At 52.4% G+C, this 21812-nt stretch carries 13 protein-coding genes; 5 read left to right on the top strand and 8 right to left on the bottom strand.

Annotated elements, in window-relative coordinates; translation table 11 throughout:
- Positions 1-12: 12 nt before the first annotated feature.
- Positions 13-1446 carry a catalase gene (locus EAH77_RS02865; protein ID WP_140470274.1) on the bottom strand — a complete coding sequence of 478 codons (1434 nt, stop codon included), beginning with the start codon at positions 1444-1446 and terminating at the stop codon, positions 13-15.
- A 332-nt stretch (positions 1447-1778) separates the two neighbouring features.
- Between EAH77_RS02865 and EAH77_RS02860 the strand changes: the two genes are divergently transcribed.
- Both EAH77_RS02860 and EAH77_RS02855 read left to right on the top strand, forming a co-directional pair.
- On the top strand, positions 1779-2324 hold the full coding sequence (locus EAH77_RS02860) for a YfaZ family outer membrane protein (protein ID WP_140470273.1): 546 nt from the start codon (positions 1779-1781) through the stop codon (positions 2322-2324).
- A gap of 278 nt (positions 2325-2602) precedes the next feature.
- A complete protein-coding gene (locus tag EAH77_RS02855; protein ID WP_140470363.1) occupies positions 2603-3808 on the top strand; it encodes a nicotinamide mononucleotide deamidase-related protein YfaY in 1206 nt (401 codons plus the stop codon).
- 617 nt (positions 3809-4425) lie between these two features.
- Here EAH77_RS02855 and yfaE read toward each other — a convergent pair.
- From yfaE to ubiG, 4 genes are all read right to left on the bottom strand, one after another.
- Complete coding sequence (yfaE, locus tag EAH77_RS02850) at positions 4426-4686, bottom strand: class I ribonucleotide reductase maintenance protein YfaE (RefSeq protein ID WP_140470272.1); 261 nt, start codon at positions 4684-4686, stop codon at positions 4426-4428.
- A 1-nt stretch (position 4687) separates the two neighbouring features.
- Entirely contained in the window at positions 4688-5818 is a 1131-nt protein-coding gene (gene nrdB, locus EAH77_RS02845) for a class Ia ribonucleoside-diphosphate reductase subunit beta (protein WP_140470271.1), read from the bottom strand.
- 64 nt (positions 5819-5882) lie between these two features.
- Positions 5883-8165: a class 1a ribonucleoside-diphosphate reductase subunit alpha gene (nrdA, locus tag EAH77_RS02840; protein WP_140470270.1), complete on the bottom strand. Its 2283-nt coding sequence runs from the start codon at positions 8163-8165 to the stop codon at positions 5883-5885.
- A 491-nt stretch (positions 8166-8656) separates the two neighbouring features.
- On the bottom strand, positions 8657-9385 hold the full coding sequence (gene ubiG, locus EAH77_RS02835) for a bifunctional 2-polyprenyl-6-hydroxyphenol methylase/3-demethylubiquinol 3-O-methyltransferase UbiG (RefSeq protein WP_140470269.1): 729 nt from the start codon (positions 9383-9385) through the stop codon (positions 8657-8659).
- 267 nt (positions 9386-9652) lie between these two features.
- Between ubiG and gyrA the strand changes: the two genes are divergently transcribed.
- Entirely contained in the window at positions 9653-12328 is a 2676-nt protein-coding gene (gene gyrA, locus EAH77_RS02830; protein WP_140470268.1) for a DNA topoisomerase (ATP-hydrolyzing) subunit A, read from the top strand.
- Positions 12329-12471: 143 nt separating this feature from the next.
- Positions 12472-15342 carry a two-component system sensor histidine kinase RcsC gene (rcsC, locus tag EAH77_RS02825; protein ID WP_140470267.1) on the top strand — a complete coding sequence of 957 codons (2871 nt, stop codon included), beginning with the start codon at positions 12472-12474 and terminating at the stop codon, positions 15340-15342.
- Between the two features lie 99 nt (positions 15343-15441).
- Here the strand turns inward: rcsC and rcsB are convergent, their stop codons facing one another.
- Genes rcsB through EAH77_RS02810 form a run of 3 tightly spaced genes read right to left on the bottom strand, consistent with a single transcriptional unit; the run spans position 15442 to position 19984 of the window.
- Positions 15442-16092 (bottom strand): response regulator transcription factor RcsB, encoded by a 651-nt coding sequence (gene rcsB, locus EAH77_RS02820; RefSeq protein WP_140470266.1) that lies wholly within the window; start codon positions 16090-16092, stop codon positions 15442-15444.
- Between the two features lie 4 nt (positions 16093-16096).
- Positions 16097-18787 (bottom strand): phosphotransferase RcsD, encoded by a 2691-nt coding sequence (rcsD, locus tag EAH77_RS02815; RefSeq protein WP_140470265.1) that lies wholly within the window; start codon positions 18785-18787, stop codon positions 16097-16099.
- A 21-nt stretch (positions 18788-18808) separates the two neighbouring features.
- Positions 18809-19984 carry an MFS transporter gene (locus EAH77_RS02810; RefSeq protein ID WP_140470264.1) on the bottom strand — a complete coding sequence of 392 codons (1176 nt, stop codon included), beginning with the start codon at positions 19982-19984 and terminating at the stop codon, positions 18809-18811.
- Positions 19985-20679: 695 nt separating this feature from the next.
- Between EAH77_RS02810 and EAH77_RS25450 the strand changes: the two genes are divergently transcribed.
- Positions 20680-21768 carry a BapA prefix-like domain-containing protein gene (locus EAH77_RS25450; RefSeq protein WP_241673381.1) on the top strand — a complete coding sequence of 363 codons (1089 nt, stop codon included), beginning with the start codon at positions 20680-20682 and terminating at the stop codon, positions 21766-21768.
- Positions 21769-21812: the final 44 nt, after the last annotated feature.

The raw sequence follows: 21812 nt of genomic DNA, 5'->3' as shown, positions 1-21812 counted from the left end.
GGCTAAACGAGATTACGCTTTCAGCGCTTGTTCCACGCCTGCGCCATAAGCAGGATCGACTTTATAGAACAGGTCGAGCTGGCGTTTTTGCGTTTCAGCTGACGCGTGTTTCAGCTCACCGGCGATACGGCCAAACATGCGCTGATGTTCTTCGTCAGACAGCAGATTGAACAGCAGACGCGGCTGAGTGAAATAATCGTCATCTTCGCGGTGATTCCAGTGATCGGCAGCGCCTTCAATCGTCAACGGCGGTTCGCTGAAATCAGGTTGCTCCTGGAACAAACCGGCACTGTTTGGTTCATAGGTCACGCTGTTGCCGCTGTTGCCGTCCACGCGCATAGCGCCATCACGGTGATAGTTATGGAACGGGCATTTTGGTGCGTTCACCGGGATCTGGTGATGGTTCACACCCAGACGGTAGCGGTGCGCATCGCCGTAGGAGAACAGACGCCCCTGCAACATGCGGTCCGGGGAGAAGCCCACGCCAGGTACTACGTTCGCCGGGCTCATCGCCACTTGCTCTACTTCAGCAAAGTAGTTTTCCGGGTTACGGTTCAGCTCGAACTCACCCACTTCAATCAGCGGATAGTCACCGTGTAACCAGACTTTGGTCAGGTCGAACGGGTTGTACGGCAATTCTGAGGCTTCATGCTCTGGCATGAGCTGCACGAACAACTTCCATCGTGGGAAATCACCGCGTTCGATAGCGTCATACAGGTCACGCTGGGAGCTTTCGCGGTCTTCGCCGACCAGTTTCTCCGCTTCGTCATCCATCAGGTTTTCAATACCCTGCTGGCAGACGAAGTGGAATTTCACCCAGAAACGCTCGTTTTCGGCATTGATAAAGCTGAAAGTATGGCTGCCGAAACCGTGAATGTGGCGGTATGAGTTAGGCAGGCCGCGGTCACTGAAGTCGATGGTGAGCTGATGCAGCGATTCTGGCAGGTGGGAGAAGAAGTCCCATTTGTATGCCGGGTTACGCAGGTTGGTGCGGGGATCGCGTTTGACGACGTGGTTCAGGTCAGGGAATTTCAGCGGGTCACGCAGATAGAATACCGGCGTATTGTTACCCACCAGATCCCAGTTGCCCTGCTCGGTATAAAATTTCATCGAGAAACCGCGAATATCACGTTCAGCATCTGCTGCGCCACGTTCGCCAGCCACCGTGGAGAAGCGGATAAACATCTCGGTTTGCTTGCCAATTTCAGAGAAGATGTTGGCGCGGGTGAATTGGGTGATGTCATGAGTCACGGTAAATGTCCCGTAGGCACCAGAACCTTTAGCGTGCATACGACGTTCAGGGATCACTTCACGGTCAAAATGGGCTAATTTTTCGAGAAACCATACATCTTGCAACAACAGCGGCCCACGGCGACCGGCAGTGATGACATTGTTGTTATCAACAACGGGAGCACCGGCTGCGGTGGTTAATCCTTTTTTCTTCATGGCGAGATCCTTCCAGTATTCAGTGGGTGTAGGGAAATGAGATCAACGTGTTCGATCAAGGTGAATCTGATTCAGCGCTCCTGCGCGGGGGCCTTTCCTTAGGTTAATTCACTCTAACTCTAATTTAAGGTCAATTGTTGATCGAGGGCAAATAGGTGGGGGTTATCATTCCAATCAGTGATCTTCATTTCATCAATGTAATCGATGATTCTTACAATTTTCCGCGTCTTAACTGATAAGTTTGCAAGGTAAAAAGATGTTGCATGAGGGTAAATTGCTTTAGACTCCGCAGGGAAGTTTTACTGCTGTATAGCAATTATTTAGGATAAATAATGAAAAAATTACTTGTCGCTGGCGCTGCCGCCAGCCTGATGTTGGTTGCTGCTTCTGCCAGCGCCATCAGTGTCAACGGTGAAGTTGGCGAGCATTACACCCATCTGGGCGCAGGTTTCGGTACTACCACGCCAGGCTTGGCACTGACGGGTGACTGGACGCACAACGATGACGACGGTGATGTTGCAGGTCTGGGTCTGGGCTATAACATCCCATTAGGTCCATTCATGGCGACCGTAGGCGGCAAAGGCCTGTACACCAACCCTAAAAACGGTGACGAAGGTTATGCTGCGGCTCTTGGCGGTGGTTTACAGTTGCCAATCGCTAAAATGTTCACCCTCTACGGTGACTACTACTATTCCCCAGATTCACTCTCCAGCGGTATCGGCAACTACAAAGAAGCCAATGCGGGCGTCCGTCTGACCGCTATTCCATTAGTCACTGTGAGTGTGGGTTACCGCTACATGGCGCTGGATGGCAAAGATGGCAACCGTGACAACATCGTCGCTGACGGTGCGTATGTTGGCGGCGCAATCAACTTCTAATATCCCTGCCTCTTTCGAGTTGTAGGTGTGTTGGCTGCGTTTGTTCGTCCCGGTCACTTACTCATGTAAGCTCCCGGGGATTTACTCACTTGCCGCGTTACTACACCAAAAGTAGGCGCCTCTAGGCGACTCGAAATCTCTTGGGATAGTCGATGTGTAAATTTTAAAAGCCTGCTTAGCAGGCTTTTTTTTCGTCGGTGATATCACTTTGTGCCTATGTGATTGTTTTTCGGCTGCAGCCTTTCTACAGTGGAGGGATAAAATGAGAGGAGAAAATGATGCTTAGGGTTGAGATGCTCAGTACTGGCGAAGAAGTTCTGCACGGTCAAATCGTGGATTCCAACGCCGCCTGGCTGGCCAGTTATCTGTTTGATGAAGGTCTGCCAATGACCAGCCGTGAAACGGTGGGTGACAGTCTGGAAGAGCTGGTCAGCGTGATGAAAGAGCGCAGCCACATTGCCGATGTGCTGATCGTCAACGGGGGGCTCGGACCGACCAGTGACGATTTAAGCGCGCTGGCAGCCGCTACCGCTTGCGGTGTCAGGCTGGTGGAAGATGCCAACTGGATCCGCACGATGGAGGCTTTCTTTGCCGGACGAGGCCGCCCGATGGCCGAGTCGAACCGCAAACAGGCGCAAATTCCCGAAGGTGCCGAAGTGCTGGATAACCCGGTGGGGACGGCATGCGGGTTCAGCATAACGCTCAACCGCTGCCAGATTTTCTTCACTCCTGGCGTGCCGTCTGAATTTAAAGTGATGGTTGAGCAGCAAATTGTTCCGCGTCTGCACAAGAAATACCCGGCTCTCGAAGCGCCGTTGTGTCTTCGCCTGACCACGTTTGGCCGTGGCGAAAGTGACCTTGCCACCGATCTGGATGCGATGGTTCTGCCTGAAGGGGTGACGATGGGGTACCGCTCTTCCTCGCCAATCATTGAGCTGAAAGTGACCGGGCCGCGTTCGCAGGAAGCTGCAATGCGTAAAGCCTTCGAGCGCGTGCGTGAAGTGGCCGGTGAAAGCACTATTTTTGAAGGTTTCGGCAGCTTGCCTGCGTGCCTGGCCGGGCGTTTGTTGGAACAGGATCTGCGCGTGTCGGTCAGTGAAAGCTTTACCGGCGGTCTGCTCAACTGGCGTCTGCAAAGTGCCGGTATGCCGTTGGCCGCGGGTGAACTTTTACCTGCTGATGCTGAGCTTTCCCCGGATAAATCCCTGCAAAACACGTTGGCACGTGCGCAGCAGCTGGCTAAAAGAACAGGCGCACATTTGGCACTGGCAGTGGGTGCGATGTCAGGTGAAGAGTTAAGTCTGGCGCTGCATACGCCTTCAGGTACCCACGGTTTAACGCTGCGTTACACCGCCACCCGTCATGGTCTCGCCCTGCGCCAGGAGACCATTGCGATGGTGGCGATGGATATGCTTCGCAGGTATCTGAATGGCTGGGATCCGGTGGCTGACTACCCGTGGTTAGAGAGAATCGCTAAGGCGTAGTTTTTTGGGCTTGCAGCCCAAACCCGCTTTTAAATCTCTAAATTCAAGGTCGTGGGCTCGCCGCCCACACGGGCCCAAAGGGTTTGAAACGAAACCCTTTGGAATCCTGCGTTTTTTTGCTGCTGCAACACCGGCAGCTGCGCTGGTCACAATGGCCGTGTTTCAGGTGCCGCTGTTATAGCCGCAAACTCCGCCGCTGCGCGGTGCTCTCAGTTCGGGCTTCAACCCGCGTAAAGCCCCACGCGGTTTTGCGCCTCTCCCTCGACGTCGTTTTGAACGCGGCCGACGCTTTTCTAAATTCAAAATCCAGACTGTGTTTATCTTTTAAAATGTCGAGGCCGCATTCAAAAATGGCGCTGAGCAAGAGGTTCGAGACCTATGGCTCGAACCCGTAGTGAAGGGACCGCTAAGCGGCGACATTTTGCGGCTATCACCAAGGTAACTGAAACACGGCCATCCCAACTTGCGAAGCAACGGAGTGATTAGCGCAGGGTTCCAAGGGAGGCGCGCGCGTCTCCCTTGGTCGGTGTGGGCCGACGCCCACGGTTTTGAATTTGAAGTTGAATTAAAAGATTTGAAATTAAAAATATAAAGCGGAATGGTGGGCCGCAACCCACCTAGAACTCAAGTTCTACATCACCAATGGGTAGGCAACAACACGGCAAAATCTCGCCTTCCGAGATGAATGCCAGTGGCTTCTCACTGTAAGTGACTTCCCCGCTGACCAGCCGCATCCGGCACGATCCGCAATAACCTTCCCGACATTGATACTCAACATCTACGTCGTGATGTTCAAACACGTCCAGCAGATTTTTATGGCCAGCCAGACAGGCCAGCCGTTTGCCATTTGCTGATAAGGTCACGATAGGCTGAGACATTTTAGAACTCAAAATCGCTCAGGTCGTCGGCGTTCATTTCTGAATCAATCTGACCGACCAGGTAAGAACTGACTTCCACTTCCTGCGGCGCAACCTGCACGTTGTCCGACACCAGCCAGGCGTTGATCCATGGGATCGGATTGGTGCGGGTTTTGAACGGTGCGGTCAGGCCCACAGCCTGCATGCGGATATTGGTAATATATTCCACGTACTGACACAGAATGTCTTTGTTCAGACCGATCATCGAGCCGTCACGGAACAGATATTCGGCCCACTCTTTCTCCTGCTGCGCGGCCAGCACGAACAGGTCATGGCACTCCTGCTCACACTCTTTGGCGATTTCCGCCATTTCCGGGTCATCCTGACCAGAGCGCAGCAGGTTCAGCGCGTGCTGGGTGCCGGTCAGGTGCAGGGCTTCGTCGCGGGCGATCATCTTGATGATCTTGGCGTTGCCTTCCATCAGTTCACGCTCGGCAAAGGCAAAGGAACAGGCGAAGCTGACGTAAAAGCGCACGGCTTCCAACGCGTTAACACTCATCAGGCAGATATAGAGTTTTTTCTTCAGTTCATGCAAATCGACGACGACTGTTTTGCCATTGACCTGATGCGTACCTACACCCAGCAGATGGTAGTAGCTGGTCATTTCGATCAATGTGTCGTAATAGCCGGAGATGTCTTTTGCGCGCTTGAGAATCTCTTCATTGGTGACGATATCGTCAAACACTACCGCCGGATCGTTGACGATATTACGGATGATGTGCGTGTAAGAGCGCGAATGAATCGTTTCTGAAAATGCCCAGGTTTCGACCCAGGTTTCCAGCTCCGGGATAGAAATCAGCGGCAAGAGGGCGACGTTCGGGCTGCGGCCCTGAATAGAATCCAGCAACGTCTGGTATTTCAGGTTGCTGAGGAAGATGTGTTTTTCGTGATCCGGCAGTGCCTGAAAATCGATACGGTCACGGGAAACGTCAATCTCTTCAGGACGCCAGAAGAAGGAAAGCTGCTTTTCAATCAACTTTTCGAAGATTTCATGTTTCTGTTGATCGAAACGGGCAACGTTGACCGACTGGCCGAAAAACATCGGTTCCAGCAGCTGGTTGTTCTTGTTCTGAGAGAAAGTGCTATAAGCCATATTGTCCTCGGACAAAAGCCCCTGTGCAGGGGCTTTCTATAAAATGATAAATCAAAACAGATGATTAGATTTTGCAGGCACCGCTTTCGCAGTCGTCAGCTACGTCGGCTTTCATGTCTTCTTGTACATCATCAGCACCATCACGGGTGTTCTGATAGTACAGAGTTTTTACGCCGAATTTGTAGGCCGTCAGCAAGTCTTTCAACAACTGCTTCATCGGCACTTTGCTGTTCGGGAAGCGCGACGGATCATAGTTGGTGTTAGACGAAATCGCCTGGTCGATGAATTTTTGCATCACGCCAACCAGTTGCAGGTAACCGTCGTTGTTTGGCATGTCCCACAGCAATTCGTACTGATCTTTCAGGCGCTCATATTCGGGCACGACCTGACGCAGAATGCCGTCTTTCGAGGCTTTAATGCTGATGTGGCCGCGCGGTGGCTCGATACCGTTGGTGGCGTTGGAGATCTGCGATGACGTCTCGGATGGCATCAATGCCGACAGCGTGGAGTTGCGCAGACCGTGGGTTTTGATCTCGTTACGCAGTGTGTCCCAGTCATAATGCAGCGGCTCGTTGCAAATGGCATCGAGATCCTTTTTATAGGTATCGATCGGCATGATGCCTTGCGCGTAGGTGGTTTCGTTGAACCACTGGCATGCACCTTGCTCTTTGGCCAGCTCATTGGAGGCTTTCAGCAGGTAATACTGAATGGCTTCGAACGTTCTGTGCGTCAGATTGTTTGCGCTGCCGTCAGAGTAACGCACGCCGTTCTTCGCCAGATAATATGCGTAGTTAATCACGCCAATACCCAGAGTACGACGACCCATTGCGCCACGTTTGGCGGCTTTGATTGGGTAATCCTGATAGTCGAGCAGGGCGTCGAGCGCACGAACGGCCAGCACCGCCAACTCTTCCAAATCATCCAGGCTTTCGATAGCACCGAGGTTAAAGGCAGACAGCGTACACAGCGCAATTTCACCGTTTTCGTCGTTAACGTCATCCAGCGGTTTGGTCGGCAGTGCGATTTCCAGACACAGGTTGGACTGGCGAACCGGCGCAATAGCCGGGTCAAACGGGCTGTGGGTGTTGCAGTGGTCAACGTGCTGAATGTAGATACGGCCTGTGGACGCTCGTTCCTGCATCATCAGTGAGAACAGTTCAACCGCTTTCACTTTCTGTTTACGGATGCTGCTGTCCTGCTCGTATTTTTCATACAGACGCTCGAACTCGTCCTGATCGGCGAAGAACGCATCGTACAGACCAGGGACGTCGGACGGGCTGAACAGGGTGATATCGCCGCCTTTGACCAGACGCTGATACATCAGTTTGTTGATCTGCACGCCGTAATCCATATGACGGACACGGTTGCCTTCAACGCCACGGTTGTTCTTCAGTACCAGCAGGCTTTCCACTTCCAGATGCCACATCGGGTAGAACAGGGTCGCTGCACCGCCGCGCACGCCGCCCTGAGAACAGGATTTCACCGCCGTCTGGAAATGTTTGTAGAACGGGATACAGCCGGTGTGGAAGGCTTCGCCGCCACGGATTGGGCTGCCCAGTGCACGGATGCGGCCGGCGTTGATGCCGATACCGGCGCGCTGGGAAACGTATTTTACGATGGCGCTGGAGGTCGCGTTGATGGAGTCCAGACTGTCGCCGCACTCGATCAGCACGCAGGAACTGAACTGACGCGTCGGGGTGCGAACGCCGGACATGATCGGTGTTGGCAGCGAGATTTTGAAGGTGGAGATCGCATTGTAGAAACGCTTCACGTAATCCAGACGGGTTTCTCGCGGGTAGCCGGAGAACAAGCAAGCGGCGACCAAAATATACAGGAACTGGGCGCTCTCGTAGATGTCGCCGGTGACGCGGTTCTGCGCCAGGTATTTGCCTTCGAGCTGTTTGACCGCCGCGTAAGAGAAGTTCATGTCACGCCAGTGATCAATATAACTGTCCATCTGCTCGAACTCTTCAGCCGTGTAGTCTTCCAGCAGATGTTTGTCATATTTTCCCATCTCAACCATGCGGTTCACCTGAGCGAGCAGGGCCGGAGGTTCAAACTGGCCGTAGGCTTTTTTGCGCAGGTGGAAAATCGCCAGGCGCGCCGCCAGATATTGATAATCCGGGGCATCTTTAGAGATCAGGTCAGCTGCAGCCTTGATGATGGTTTCATGAATATCGCTGGTTTTAATGCCGTCATAAAACTGGATATGAGATCGGAGTTCGACTTGTGAAACGGAGACGTTTTGCAGACCTTCAGCTGCCCAGTCGATGACTCGGTGAATTTTATCAAGGTTGATGCGTTCTTTACGGCCATCGCGTTTAGTAACAAGAAGACTTTGATTCATGAGGGACTGTACCTTAGAGGTCTATAAACAGGCTGACCAGACACAAAAACAGACCGAGGTGGCTTCACTCGTCCCTAGTGTGCTGGTCAGGATATAAACACAATATATTGTGGATTTGTTATTTTCTGATGACAAGATAGTGTCTGAAGATGCCTTTTGCAAGTGAACAACATGGCCGATTTTGTGGATAAGTTGGGGAGAAATTTGCGGGGTAAGCCCTGAAGCGTCCGTGGTTGCTGGCACCAAAGGAGTGTCAATAACTTCGATACGATTTTCTTATATTTTTTGAAATGTTGATCGACTGCCGATTTCTTAAACGTTAGAAAAAAACGCTATATTGATGTAGATAACTATTCTAAAAAATCATGTTGCGCAGTCATGCTTTACCAACGCGCTAAAAACTAAGCTTTTAGTGATTATCAGGACGCCGAATTGGCCCTCAGGCAGGGTTTTCTGCGCCCGGATTAACACTTTTTCGCTTGACGCGGACGTTATTGCTGCAGCGCCTGGGTGTGAACCATGTAGTTCACATCAACATTTGGCCCAAGTTTGAAATGATCGGTCAGCGGGTTGTAATGCAGGCCCATAATATGACGTTCAAACAGCGGGGTGCGGTCAACCATCGCCAGTAACTCAGAGGGTTTGATGAATTTTTTGATGTCATGTGTGCCCTTCGGCACCATTTTCAGCACGTACTCTGCGCCGAAGATCGCCATCAGCCAGGCTTTATTATTGCGGTTGATGGTGGAGAAAAATACGTGGCCTCCCGGTTTCACCAGCCGTGCACAGGCGGCGACCACAGAAGCGGGGTCCGGCACATGCTCGAGCATCTCCATGCAGGTCACCACGTCATACTGCTGTGGGTTAGCCTCAGCGTGGGCTTCCACGAACTCCTGGATGTAATTCACTTTCACACCGCTTTCCAGCGCATGCAGGCGCGCAACCTGTAACGGCTCGCCGCCCATGTCCAGCCCGGTGACATGGGCTCCGGCAACCGCCATGCTTTCACTCAGAATGCCACCGCCGCAGCCGACGTCGAGAACGGTCTTGCCAAACAGACCGTCTGCGCGTTCAAGAATATAGTTGAGACGCAGTGGATTGATACGGTGCAGCGGTTTGAATTCACCTTCCAGATCCCACCAGCGCGAGGCAACTGCCTCGAATTTGGCGATCTCATTGTGGTCAATATTCTGATTGTTGGCATTGGATGCTGTATTCATTAGCGTGATGAACTCCTTATTCCTCGTTAAGCCAGATTATACATATTCCAGGAAGTGGGTTCAGGTTTGTGTGTGGCGAATGTTTGCGCGAAATGCCGCACTTTGCAACGCCGCTTGCGATGCGCGAAGGCAAGGGTTTGAAACGCGCCGAATAATGGCGAGAAAAAGGGAGGTTCTTTTCCACAGATCACAGCTTTGTGGTATAGTTTTACACCTTTGCCTATACAGGCAGCGGCCATGAATAATCAGTAGAGGGATAGCAGCTCCATGAGCGACCTTGCCAGAGAAATCACACCGATAAGCATCGAAGAAGAGCTGAAAAACTCTTATTTGGATTACGCCATGTCCGTTATTGTCGGACGTGCGCTGCCAGATGTGCGCGATGGTTTGAAACCGGTGCACCGCCGCGTACTTTACGCAATGAATGTTCTGGGTAACGACTGGAACAAAGCCTATAAGAAATCGGCCCGTGTGGTCGGTGACGTTATCGGTAAGTATCACCCGCATGGTGATACCGCGGTTTATGACACCATTGTTCGTATGGCTCAGCCTTTTTCACTTCGCTACATGTTGGTGGATGGGCAGGGTAACTTCGGTTCGGTAGACGGCGATTCCGCTGCTGCCATGCGTTATACCGAAATCCGTATGTCCAAAATCGCCCACGAACTGTTGGCTGACTTAGAAAAAGAGACCGTCGACTTTGTGCCGAACTACGATGGCACCGAGCAGATCCCTGCCGTCATGCCAACCCGTATTCCGAACCTGTTAGTGAACGGTTCTTCGGGTATTGCCGTCGGTATGGCGACCAACATCCCGCCACATAACCTCAACGAGGTGATCAACGGCTGTCTGGCGTTTATCGACGACGAAAACATCAGCATTGAAGGGCTGATGGAACACATCCCTGGGCCAGACTTCCCGACCGCAGCCATCATCAATGGCCGTCGTGGGATTGAAGAAGCCTACCGCACCGGCCGTGGCAAAATTCTGATCCGCGCGCGTGCGGAAGTGGAAGCTGATGCCAAAACCGGCCGCGAAACCATCATCGTTCACGAGATCCCGTATCAGGTGAACAAAGCCCGTCTGATCGAAAAGATCGCCGAGCTGGTGAAGGAAAAACGTCTCGAAGGCATCAGTGCGCTGCGCGATGAGTCTGATAAAGACGGGATGCGCATTGTTATTGAAATCAAACGCGACGCCGTGGGTGAAGTGGTTCTGAACAACCTCTACTCCCTGACTCAGTTGCAGACCACGTTTGGTATCAACATGGTTGCCCTGCATCAGGGGCAGCCAAAAATTTTGGGCCTGAAAGACATCTTGTCTGCGTTTGTCCGCCACCGTCGCGAAGTGGTGACACGCCGTACTATTTTCGAACTGCGTAAAGCCCGTGATCGTGCCCATATCCTTGAAGCGCTGGCGATTGCTCTGGCGAACATTGAGCCGATCATTGAGCTGATCCGTGCTGCGCAATCTCCGGCCGAAGCGAAAGCGGGCCTGGTTGCTCGTTCATGGGATCTGGGCAACGTAGCTGCCATGCTGGCCAGTGCCGGTGATGACGCTGCGCGTCCTGAGTGGCTGGAACCGGAATTCGGTATTCACGAAGGCAAATACTTCCTGACCGAACAGCAGGCACAAGCCATTTTGGATCTGCGCTTGCAGAAACTGACCGGTCTTGAGCATGAAAAACTGCTGGATGAATATAAAGAACTGCTGACGCAAATCGCAGAGCTTATCTTCATTCTGGAAAACCCTGATCGTCTGATGGAAGTCATTCGTGAAGAGTTGGAAGCCATTCGTGACCAGTATAGTGATCCGCGCCGCACCGAAATTACTGCCAATACCTCCGACATCAACATCGAAGACCTGATCAATCAGGAAGACGTTGTGGTAACGCTGTCGCATCAGGGCTATGTGAAATACCAGCCTCTGACCGACTACGAAGCGCAACGCCGTGGTGGTAAAGGTAAGTCTGCAGCACGCATCAAAGAAGAAGATTTCATCGACCGCCTGCTGGTGGCCAACACCCACGACACCATTCTGATGTTCTCCAGCCGTGGTCGTCTGTACTGGATGAAGGTTTACCAACTGCCTGAAGCCAGCCGTGGTGCGCGCGGGCGTCCAATCGTCAACTTGTTGCCGCTTGAACCGAACGAACGTATTACCGCGATCCTGCCGGTACGTGAATACGAAGAAGGTCGCCATGTGTTTATGGCCACCGCCAGCGGTACAGTGAAGAAAACTGCACTGACTGATTTCAGCCGTCCACGCAGCGCTGGCATCATCGCCATCAACCTTAATGAGGGTGATGAGCTGATTGGTGTTGACCTGACTGACGGTAAAGATGAAGTCATGCTGTTCTCCGCCGCCGGTAAAGTGGTGCGCTTCTCTGAAGAAGCGGTGCGTAAGATGGGCCGTACGGCGACCGGTGTTCGCGGTATCCGTCTGGGTAGCGGCGACAGCGTTGTGTCACTGATCATCCCTCGCGGTGAAGGTTCTATCCTGACCGTCACGCAAAACGGTTACGGTAAACGTACCGAGTCAGCGGAATATCCAACCAAGTCCCGTGCGACGCAGGGCGTTATCTCGATCAAGGTGAGTGAGCGTAACGGTCCGGTTGTTGGTGCGATTCAGGTAGATGAAGCCGATCAGATTATGATGATCACTGACGCCGGCACGCTGGTTCGTACCCGTGTTTCTGAAGTCAGTACCGTAGGCCGTAACACCCAGGGTGTGACGCTTATCCGTACTGCGGAACAGGAACACGTGGTTGGCCTGCAACGTGTGGCTGAGCCAGTCGAAGACGAAGAACTCGACGGCGTAGCGACCGAAGAAGGTGAACTGGAAGCCGCTCAGGCGAGCGACCTGCCGGATGAAACAGAATCAGACGATGAAGTTATTGAAGATGATGTCGATTCTGACGAAGCGGATTCTGATAAAGAATAAGTTTCAGGCGCGTTGAAACAGGGCATACCCTCTCACGGGGGTGTGCCCTTTCTTTTTGACCGGCCTTTTTAGTCCGTGCAACTATAGTGTATTCTGATGGCCGTTTTCCGCTGTGGTGACGTCGTAATGTTAATGGTAGCCCTTTGAAATATCTTACCTCGTTTAGAACAACGCTCAGGATCTCCCGTTACCTTTTTCGGGTTCTGGCCTTTATGCTGTGGTCACTCGGCGCACTGCTGACGACGTTCTACGTGCTGAGTATTTTCCATACCAAAGAGTCGGAGATCCGTGACGAGGACAACCTCAACTACGATCAGGCACAAAGTTATATCCGAAATTCTGCAGATATCATGCGGGATATCAAATACATGGCCGAGAAACGCCTCAACGACTCCATGAATGGCCTCGACATCATCAACGGTGTCATCAGCAGCAAAACCATTACGCCGACCTATCATCCGCTCTATTCCGAATCCGACTGCTCTCAGCTTAATGACAGCTATCGAAACTCGCTGACCTCGCTCGGCAATATGATCCACTACTGGAAAGATAATTTCTCCGACGCTTATGACCTGAACCGGGTGTTTTTCATCGGTGGCGAAAGCCTGTGCATGGTGGATTTTGGTATCACCAGCCTGCCGATTGAGCGCGAAAACAGTACGGTGCTGAAATCACTGCATGAGAAGATTCTGCAATACCGCAACGGTAAAAGTCAGGATAAAGAGAACAGCCTGTACTGGGTTTCATCCGGTCCGAATAAAGATGTGGGTTACTTGTATGTTCTGACGCCGATTTACGTCGGCAACAAGCTGGAAGCGCTCATGGGCATTCAGCAGACCCTGCGTCTGGAAGACATGGTGGCACCGGGTTCACAGCATACCGGTGTGACGCTGCTCGATGACAACAATCAGCCGTTGCTGCGTTTCCCCGAAGGGGAGCGTTATGCTTCACTGCTCGGGAATTACCCCGAAGATCCGACCTATTTTGGTTACATGAATGGCTATAACGATCTGATCTATAAAAAGCCGCTGTCCCCTTCCGGTTTGAGCGTGGTCTATTCGCTGCCGTTTAATACCGTGATTGAACGCTTTAAGATCCTGATCTTCAATGCGGTATTACTGAATATTTTCTCTGCGTTGTTGCTGTTTATTCTGGCGTGGGTGTTTGAGCGAAAAATGTTCCTGCCCGCCGAAGAGAATGCTTTCCGCCTCGAAGAGCACGAGCAGTTCAACCATAAAATTGTCGCCTCTGCACCCGTGGGCATCTCCATTTTGCGTATCAGCGATGGCGTGAATATCCTCAGTAATGAGCTGGCGCATAACTACATCAATATGCTGACGGCGGAAGATCGCCAGCGTATTACGCGCATTATCTGCGACCAGCAGGTTAATCTTGTCGATGTGCTGACTAAAGATAACAACAACATCCAGCTCAGCTTTGTCCATTCTCGTTACCGCAATGAAGACGTGGCGATTTGCGTGCTGATTGACGTCAGTGCGCGGGTCAGGATGGAAGAGTCGTTGCAAGAGATGGCCAATGCCGCTGAGCAGGCCAGCCAGTCAAAATCGATGTTCCTTGCTACCGTCAGTCACGAACTGCGCACGCCGTTGTACGGCATTATCGGTAATCTGGACTTGTTACAGACGCAGGGCTTGCCGCAGGGTGTTGACCGCCTGGTGACGGCGATGAACAACTCGTCGGCACTGTTATTAAAAATCATCAGCGATATTCTCGACTTCTCGAAAATTGAATCAGAGCAGCTGAAAATTGAGCCGCAGGAGTTCTCCTGCCGCGAAGTATTGGCCCATATTGCAGGTAACTATTTACCCCTGGTGGTGAAAAAACACCTCGGGTTGTACTGCTTTATTGAACACAACGTGCCAATGACGTTTCAGGGTGACCCTGTACGCCTGCAGCAGGTGTTGTCCAATATTCTGAATAATGCGATTAAGTTCACTGATACCGGCTGTATCGTGCTGCATGCACGCACCTGCGGTAACTATATGCAATTCCAGATCCGCGATACCGGCTGTGGTATTCCTGAGCGGGAGATCACCCGTCTGTTTGACCCATTCTTCCAGGTCGGAACCGGTGTGCAGCGTCATTTTCAGGGAACCGGGCTGGGGCTGGCCATCTGCGAGAAGCTGATTAACCTGATGGACGGGGATATCTCGGTTGATTCTGAACCGGGCCTCGGCAGCCAGTTTACCGTGCGCATTCCGCTCTACAGCGCGACTTTCCCATCGGAACAACCGCTCGATCTGTGGCAAGGCAAAATCCTGTGGTTGGCGATCCGCAATGCGCATCTCGAAAGCTACCTGATGCAGCTTCTGCGCCACCAGGGCGCTGATGTTCAGCGTTTGCAGGCAGACAGCATTAGCCATATTGACGATGTACTCATAACGGATACCTCATTGATTCACAATGGAGAACTGGTCGCGCAGATCGAATTCTCGATTGATCACATTGGCCCACCGGTAGAAACTCGTGCGGGCTACTGGACCCACAGTACCTCCACGCCTCTGGAAGTCACCGCGCTGCTCAACCGCATCTATCAGCTGAGCGACCCGGCAGGAGAGAGTGCTTTATCATTGCCGGTAGCGGGAGCCGCGACGACGCAGGACAACAGTGATATTCACCTGCTGGTGGTCGATGACCATCCGATTAACCGCCGTCTGCTGGCCGATCAACTTAGCTCGATGGGATATCCGGTGGTGACGGCGAACGACGGTATGGACGCGCTGGATGCGATTAAAGTGCACACCGTAGATATCGTGCTCAGTGACGTAAATATGCCAAGACTCGATGGTTACGGCTTCACTCAGAAGCTGCGTGAACTGGGATATACCCTGCCGGTCATTGGTGTGACGGCGAATGCGCTGGCGGAACAGCGCCAGCGTTGTCTTGAAGCGGGCATGGATAACTGCCTGTCAAAACCGGTCACTCTGGAAACGCTGCGCGATACGTTGGCCTTCTACAGCAAAGCGGTCAGGCGAGCGCGAGACACCCACTAAAACCGAGCCACAAAAAAGGCACCTTTTCAGGTGCCTTTTCTTCATCTATCGAATCTACTGACTTTCTCACTGTGCCAATCCAATGCTTGCGCATTTGGCTTAGCCACGGTCAACCGGCTGAGAACTGACGGAAGAGAGATAGTTCAACAGCGCGATATCGTTCTCCACACCCAGTTTCATCATGGCTGATTTCTTCTGGCTACTGATGGTTTTGATACTGCGGTTGAGTTTTCTGGCGATCTCAGTCACCAGGAAACCTTCAGCGAACAGGCGCAGCACTTCACTCTCTTTCGGAGAGAGACGTTTGTCGCCGTAACCGTTGGCACTGATTTTTTCCAGCAATTTCGCCACGCTGTCCGGCGTGAATTTTTTGCCTTTTTGCAGGGCGGCCAGGGCTTTTGGCAGGTCGGTCGGCGCGCCTTGTTTCAGCACAATGCCTTCGATATCCAGATCCAACACCGAGCTAAGGATTGCCGGGTTGTTGTTCATGGTCAGCACGATGATCGACAACTGAGGATAATGGCGTTTGATGTACTTGATAAGCGTAATGCCGTCGCCGTATTTATCGCCCGGCATTGACAGGTCAGTGATCAAAACATGAGCATCAAGTTTGCTCAAACTATTGACCAGTGCAGTAGAATCCTCGAACTCTCCTACGACGTTTACCCATTCAATTTGCTCGAGTGATTTACGGATCCCAAACAGGACAATAGGATGGTCATCAGCAATAATTACGTTCATATTATTCATGTGATTAGCTACCTTGCTGCAGCAGTCTGGAGACAAAAGAATCAATGTGATTAATGTTATCGGTGATCATCAAAACGTCGCCAGCGACGATATGTTGTTCTAACGTTTCACACAAGTGCTTGCCTGGGGTCAGGTTCAGCATAGCGAACACTCCCTTAAGGCGATGGGCGGTCTGGGAAAGTGATGTAAAATCACGACGTTGATTTTCATTATACAGTTTCTCAAGATCTTCCGGTACTGTCTCAACAAACAGCTGATAATAGTCACTTGATTTGAGCTGTTTTTCATAAAAGTCGAGAGAGTCTTCCCCGGGTTCTTCGGATGGAACACTGTCATCGGGAACCGCAAATTGCTGTTCGATTAACAGTAAGGTTGCGTCAATCAGCGCACTGCTGATGTTGTAGTTGACGCGAATGTAATGTTTTTCAAGCTGTTGGAAACCGGCTTCATCGCTGGTCAGCAACAGCGTGTAATGGTCACTGTTCTGCGGGTTATCGGTCAGTAACACGTCGTATTCGCGGGCTACCTGACGCTCGTCGGCCACAATGCACACCGCGCCGTAGGCGTTCAGGGTGCGGGTCACAATACCGCGTACCTCTTCGGAGGTGATATCCAGCAACAGCGTGACGTCATCGAGCAGCTTTTCATGGGCTGCCTGTGGTTCAGTTTCTTCCAGCGTCTGCTTGATCCGTACCGTGTAGCGCGTGCCGATATCCAGTTTGCTGCGGATTTCCAGCTGCCCGCCGAGTTTCTTGCACAACTGATTACACAGGAAGAAGGTCAGGCCCGAACCGTGATTAAACCGGTCAACCATTGTCTGACTCAGGAAAGGATAATTCAGATTGCTCAATTCTTCCTTCGAAATGCCGCTTCCGGTGTCAGTAATGTGGAAAATCAGCTGACCCGGTTGTTCTGCGTCGTGCTCGGTGGTCAGGGTCACCTTGCCCACGGAGGTGGTTACAATCGCGTAATCCATCAGCAGAGACAGCACTTTCTTCAGCGCGGGACCGTCGCCGATAAAACGGGCTTCCGGTTCAGGATGGAAATGATTAAGGACTACCAACCCTTTCTGATTCAATTTTGGCAATGCTTCGAGCAGAAGTTCATCCACCAGCGGTGACAGCGCGTAAGCCTGCTGCGCAGGCTGCCAGTCCTGCGTTTCCAGACGGGTCAGCAGGGTGATGTTGTCCACCAGCGTCAGCGCATTGTTTGACTCATTCAACAGACGAGCATTCAGCGTATTGCGCTCCTGCGCATCGGTGTTTTCTGCCAGGGAATGCACCAGCTCGTTGAGTTCGTTCAGTGGCTGATTAAGCTCAATCCCCAGATTGTGCAGCATGAGTTTACGGGCCTGCAGGTTTTTATCGAACTCGCGGCGTGCCTGCTGTAGCGTCTTATTGACCATCACTTCCTTGTCCTGATCGTGGAGCAGGAACAGGTAAGTCTCCGGTGAGATTTGACTACGCAACATGCGGATTTCATACACTTCGTTGTTGACTGTCGCCTGGATCACGCCATGGTGCTGCTCTGCCATATTGGCGATTTTGTTCAGGCTGAGGTGTGGCAGTAACTGGTCGGCAATTTTGTTACTGACCACCACGCTGTGATTGCTGAAGTTGTAGACCAGCAGACCAATCGGCAGGCTGGAGATGATCTCCTGATTGAGTGCTTGTTGGGTATGCAACTGCGCCGCCATATTTTCGCTCGGACGGATATACTGATGGCGGATAAAATAGATCCCCGCCATCGCCAGCCCCAGTAACAGCAGATTGACCAGCACCAGCCAGAAGTTGTTGCGTGACAGGTCCATCAACATGCTGACCACCGGCACATGGTAAGTCAGCGTCAGCGGCGAATTACTCAGCGGTGCGGTGAAGCTCACCGCCCAGCCCTGCAGCGTGATGCTGCTGATGTCCGTACTCTGTGCCGGATCACCCTCATTAACCGTGCCATTGTTCGTATTGAGCTGAAAATTATCCCGTGCCATCGACAGCGGGATCAGATCACTCATCGGCAGATCAAACGCGATCACGGTAGCCAGATGGCCGGGGTTATTAAACGTGGTGCGCAGCGAGAAGAAATAGTCGCTGGATAATCGCGATTTACGCAGATTCGAATAGCTCTCGCGCTCGTCGAGTGTATTGGCCTGTTGCAACATCTCTGCGCGGCGTGCCTGTAGCGTGCTGGTAAAAGAGTTCTCTTTCAGCCGCGAATCCTGCTGCTGCAAAGGCTGCGTGGTGATCAGGAGCATGCTGTTGTCCTGACCGTTCAGGTAATACATCGAGTAAGGCAGGTTTTTCGCGCCCCACTGATCGTCCAGGAATGCAGAAATTTTGAGCGTCAGATCGAGCGTTGAGCTGTCATGGGTGCCAAAAATCAGCGCATCGGTTTTTTTATGCGGCTTAGTGATGTAGTACATATCCTGGCGCAGTCGCAATTCCTGCGCGGTAGTGAGCTCCGGCGTCAATGGTTGGCCGGTAAAATTGTCATAAATCTGATAGGTGATATAGCGGTAATGATCGATGCGTTTTTGCAGACGTTCGGCGGTGGTTTGCAGCGTTCGCTGCTTATCCTTCAGATAGGCATTGGTGTAGTTGTACCCATACATGCCCAGGCCCATTGCCAGCAGCAAAATGAACAACCAAAAGAAACGCGTGATGTTGGTTGAAGTCAGCGAAAGATATTTACTTGGCATGATGGTGACGCATTTCCTTGATTATCGAGTCACGGCGCGTGCGCTGGCGGTCACCAGCAACAACAACGCGGCTACGCAACTTAAGGCAACCGACAGGCTGCTGAGTTGGGCAATAAAACCAATTAACGCCGGGCCAGCCAGAATACCGGCATAGCCGAGCGTTGTCACAGAAGCAATCGCCAGATTAGCAGGCATTGTGGTTTGACTCCCTGCCGCACTGAACATAATCGGCACCAGGTTCGAAGCACCAAAGCCGGTCAAAATGAATCCCAGCCCGGCAATCCACAGGTTATCTACGTTGACCAGCAACACCATGCCCAGGCTGGCGAGCAGGCTGCCAAACAGCAGCACGTAAAAACGGCCGATCGCGCTGATAATCCGGTCGCCGGTCAATCGCCCCGCCGTCATGGCAATGGAGAATACGGCGTAACCGATCCCGGCCTGATGGGTGCTGACACCGCGTTCTGTCGCGAGGAACAGCGCACTCCAGTCCAGCATTGCGCCTTCGGTCATGAACATCACAAAACAGAGCAGGCCGAGGAAAACCACCCAGCCGCGCGGCAATACAAACATCGGACCGTCGCCGCCACTATGCGTATGGCGCCAGAAGTGCGGGCTGGTGGGGATCAGCGTCACCGCCACCAGGGCGACGACCAGTAAAATCGACTGAAAAGGCGAGAGACCGTAAAACAGCAGGGCACTGACGGCCAGGGCGCCGAAAATGCTGCCGAGGCTAAAGAAGCCGTGGAAACCGGACATCATGGCCCTGCCACTGGCTTTTTCCACGACTACGGCGTGAACGTTCATCGCGACGTCCACCATACCGATGGCCGCACCAAACACCATCAGCACCACCGCCATACCTCCCACTGAATCCATCAGCGTCAGCAGTGGTAAGTCGAGACACAGGATCACCGAGGCGAGCAAAATCACCGCCTTACAGCCCAGCCGCCCGGTCAGGATGCCGGTCAGCGGCATCGACAGCGTAGACCCCGCCCCGATACACAGCAGCAGCAGCCCGAGCGTGCCGTCGCTGATATCCAGCCGCAGTTTCACAAAAGGGACCAAAGGTGCCCAGGCAGCCATGGCAAAACCGCAGAGCAGAAAAATGATCCGGGTGGCATGTTGCTGAGCACGACCCGGAAGGGCAGGAGAAACCGCAGACGCATCGCCTGATGTGGTGGTGTCGCTCGGCATGATCTCGGGGTCCGTTTTGATGCTTCGTGAAGTATGAGGGAAAGAAAGAAACCAAATCGTTACAGGACGTTGATTTATCACATACCCCGTAAACGCTGGCAACTCTCCCTTTATTTTAAGGCGACATATTTTAACAGTAAGCCTGCCTGGACGTTATTACCTAAAGTCTTATTTGTTACACCTTCAAATGTGAATAAAATGTGATTTTTTTGGTTACATCGCACAATCATTAAGTTTTGTTTATGCGTTTATAAGGTAAGTAAAACTAACCATTGGGCTTTTTTATCCCTTCCCGCCCCCCATAATTTAAATCAAATCCCTTGTTAATCATCTTATTAAAGCCAAATTTTAGCAGGTAGATGAACAAGGCTCGCTCGTCAAGCTTATATTTATAAACATTTTAATCGATTTTATTTATCCTGAAGATAACAATTTTTTAATGTCTTTGCTCTGAATGATGCATATAACTTATGAAGTAGCCCGGCGAAACGCCGGGTTTTAAACAAAAAAATCCTGTCAGTGAATCAGGATAGGGTTATCTGCACGTTTTGGCAGTACATGACGCAATACCCCCACCAGTTGGAAAGTAAATCATAGTTTTTATGCTCATAAATTCACCTCAGTCTCTCTCCGTTGCATCGGACAGAAATTTTTGCGGTGCGTATTTACTTATCTGGGTTTAGAAGGGGCACAGCATGGCTCAAAATGGCAATGTCATCGTCGATGTACTGTCACGCATAAACGGCAGCGTAGTCTCCCAGGTTTCAGGCGCCAGCCAGACCGTCAACCTCAACCAACTCAGCATTGTTCGCGTTCACGCCACCCGTGCGGCGGTGACCCGCTACGAGCGCGTGGGCAATGATCTGATTGTCCACATGCAGGACGGCAGCGTTGTCCGTTACCACAGCTTCTTCAACACCGACGGCAAAGGTCATCACAGTGAACTGGTGTTTGATGACGGCGTGCATCCTATTGAACATGCAACGTTTGTTGATACTGGCCTTGCTCCGGGATCGGCGATTGCGGTTGTCCCCGGTTATGAAACCATTCCCAATGTTGGCGCCCTGGTGCTGGATGGCACCCACTTTGATCCGGCGACACTGGGCTGGGTTCTGGGCGCGATTGCCCTCGGTGCGGGGGTTGCGATTGCTGCCAGCAGCGGTGGCGGTGGTGGTGGCGGCGGGAGCAGCAGTAACGGCGGTTCGGACGGCGGCAACACCGGGGGAAATACCGGCGGAAGTCCCGGCGGCACCCTTCAGGCGCCCACACTGACGCTGGCCACCTTTGCTGGTGATAATGTCTTAAACATGTCTGAAGTCGGCAGTGCGCAGGTGTTTAGCGGTACCACCACGCATGTCACTGCTGGGCAGACCGTGACGCTGACGCTCAATGGCAAAACCTATACCACTACGACGGCGGCCGATGGCTCATGGAGCATTACGCTGCCAGCGGGTGACCTGCAGGCGTTGGCCGACGGCACTTACATCGCCAGCGCCAGCGTTACCGGCACCGATGGTTTGACGGTGACGAAGGGCGTGACCGTCGGTGTGGATACCACGCCACCCACGCTTACCGTTAATCCAATCGACGGCGATAACATCATCGATGCGCAGGAACATAACCAGCCGCTGAATATCAGCGGAACGGCTTCGGTGTCTGAAGCCGGTCGCACGGTCACCGTGACCCTCAACAACACGGAATACAGCGCTACGGTCAATGCCGATGGCACATGGTCGGTCACTATTGCGGCCAACGTCGTTTCGGCACTCGGCAATGGCCAGTAAACCCTGACCACCAGCCTGACCGATGCCGCAGGCAATACCGGCAG

This window comes from Ewingella americana, from assembly GCF_006438725.1.
GTDB classification, from domain to species: domain Bacteria; phylum Pseudomonadota; class Gammaproteobacteria; order Enterobacterales; family Enterobacteriaceae; genus Ewingella; species Ewingella americana_A.
This window is presented reverse-complemented; position numbering and strand designations above follow the sequence as displayed.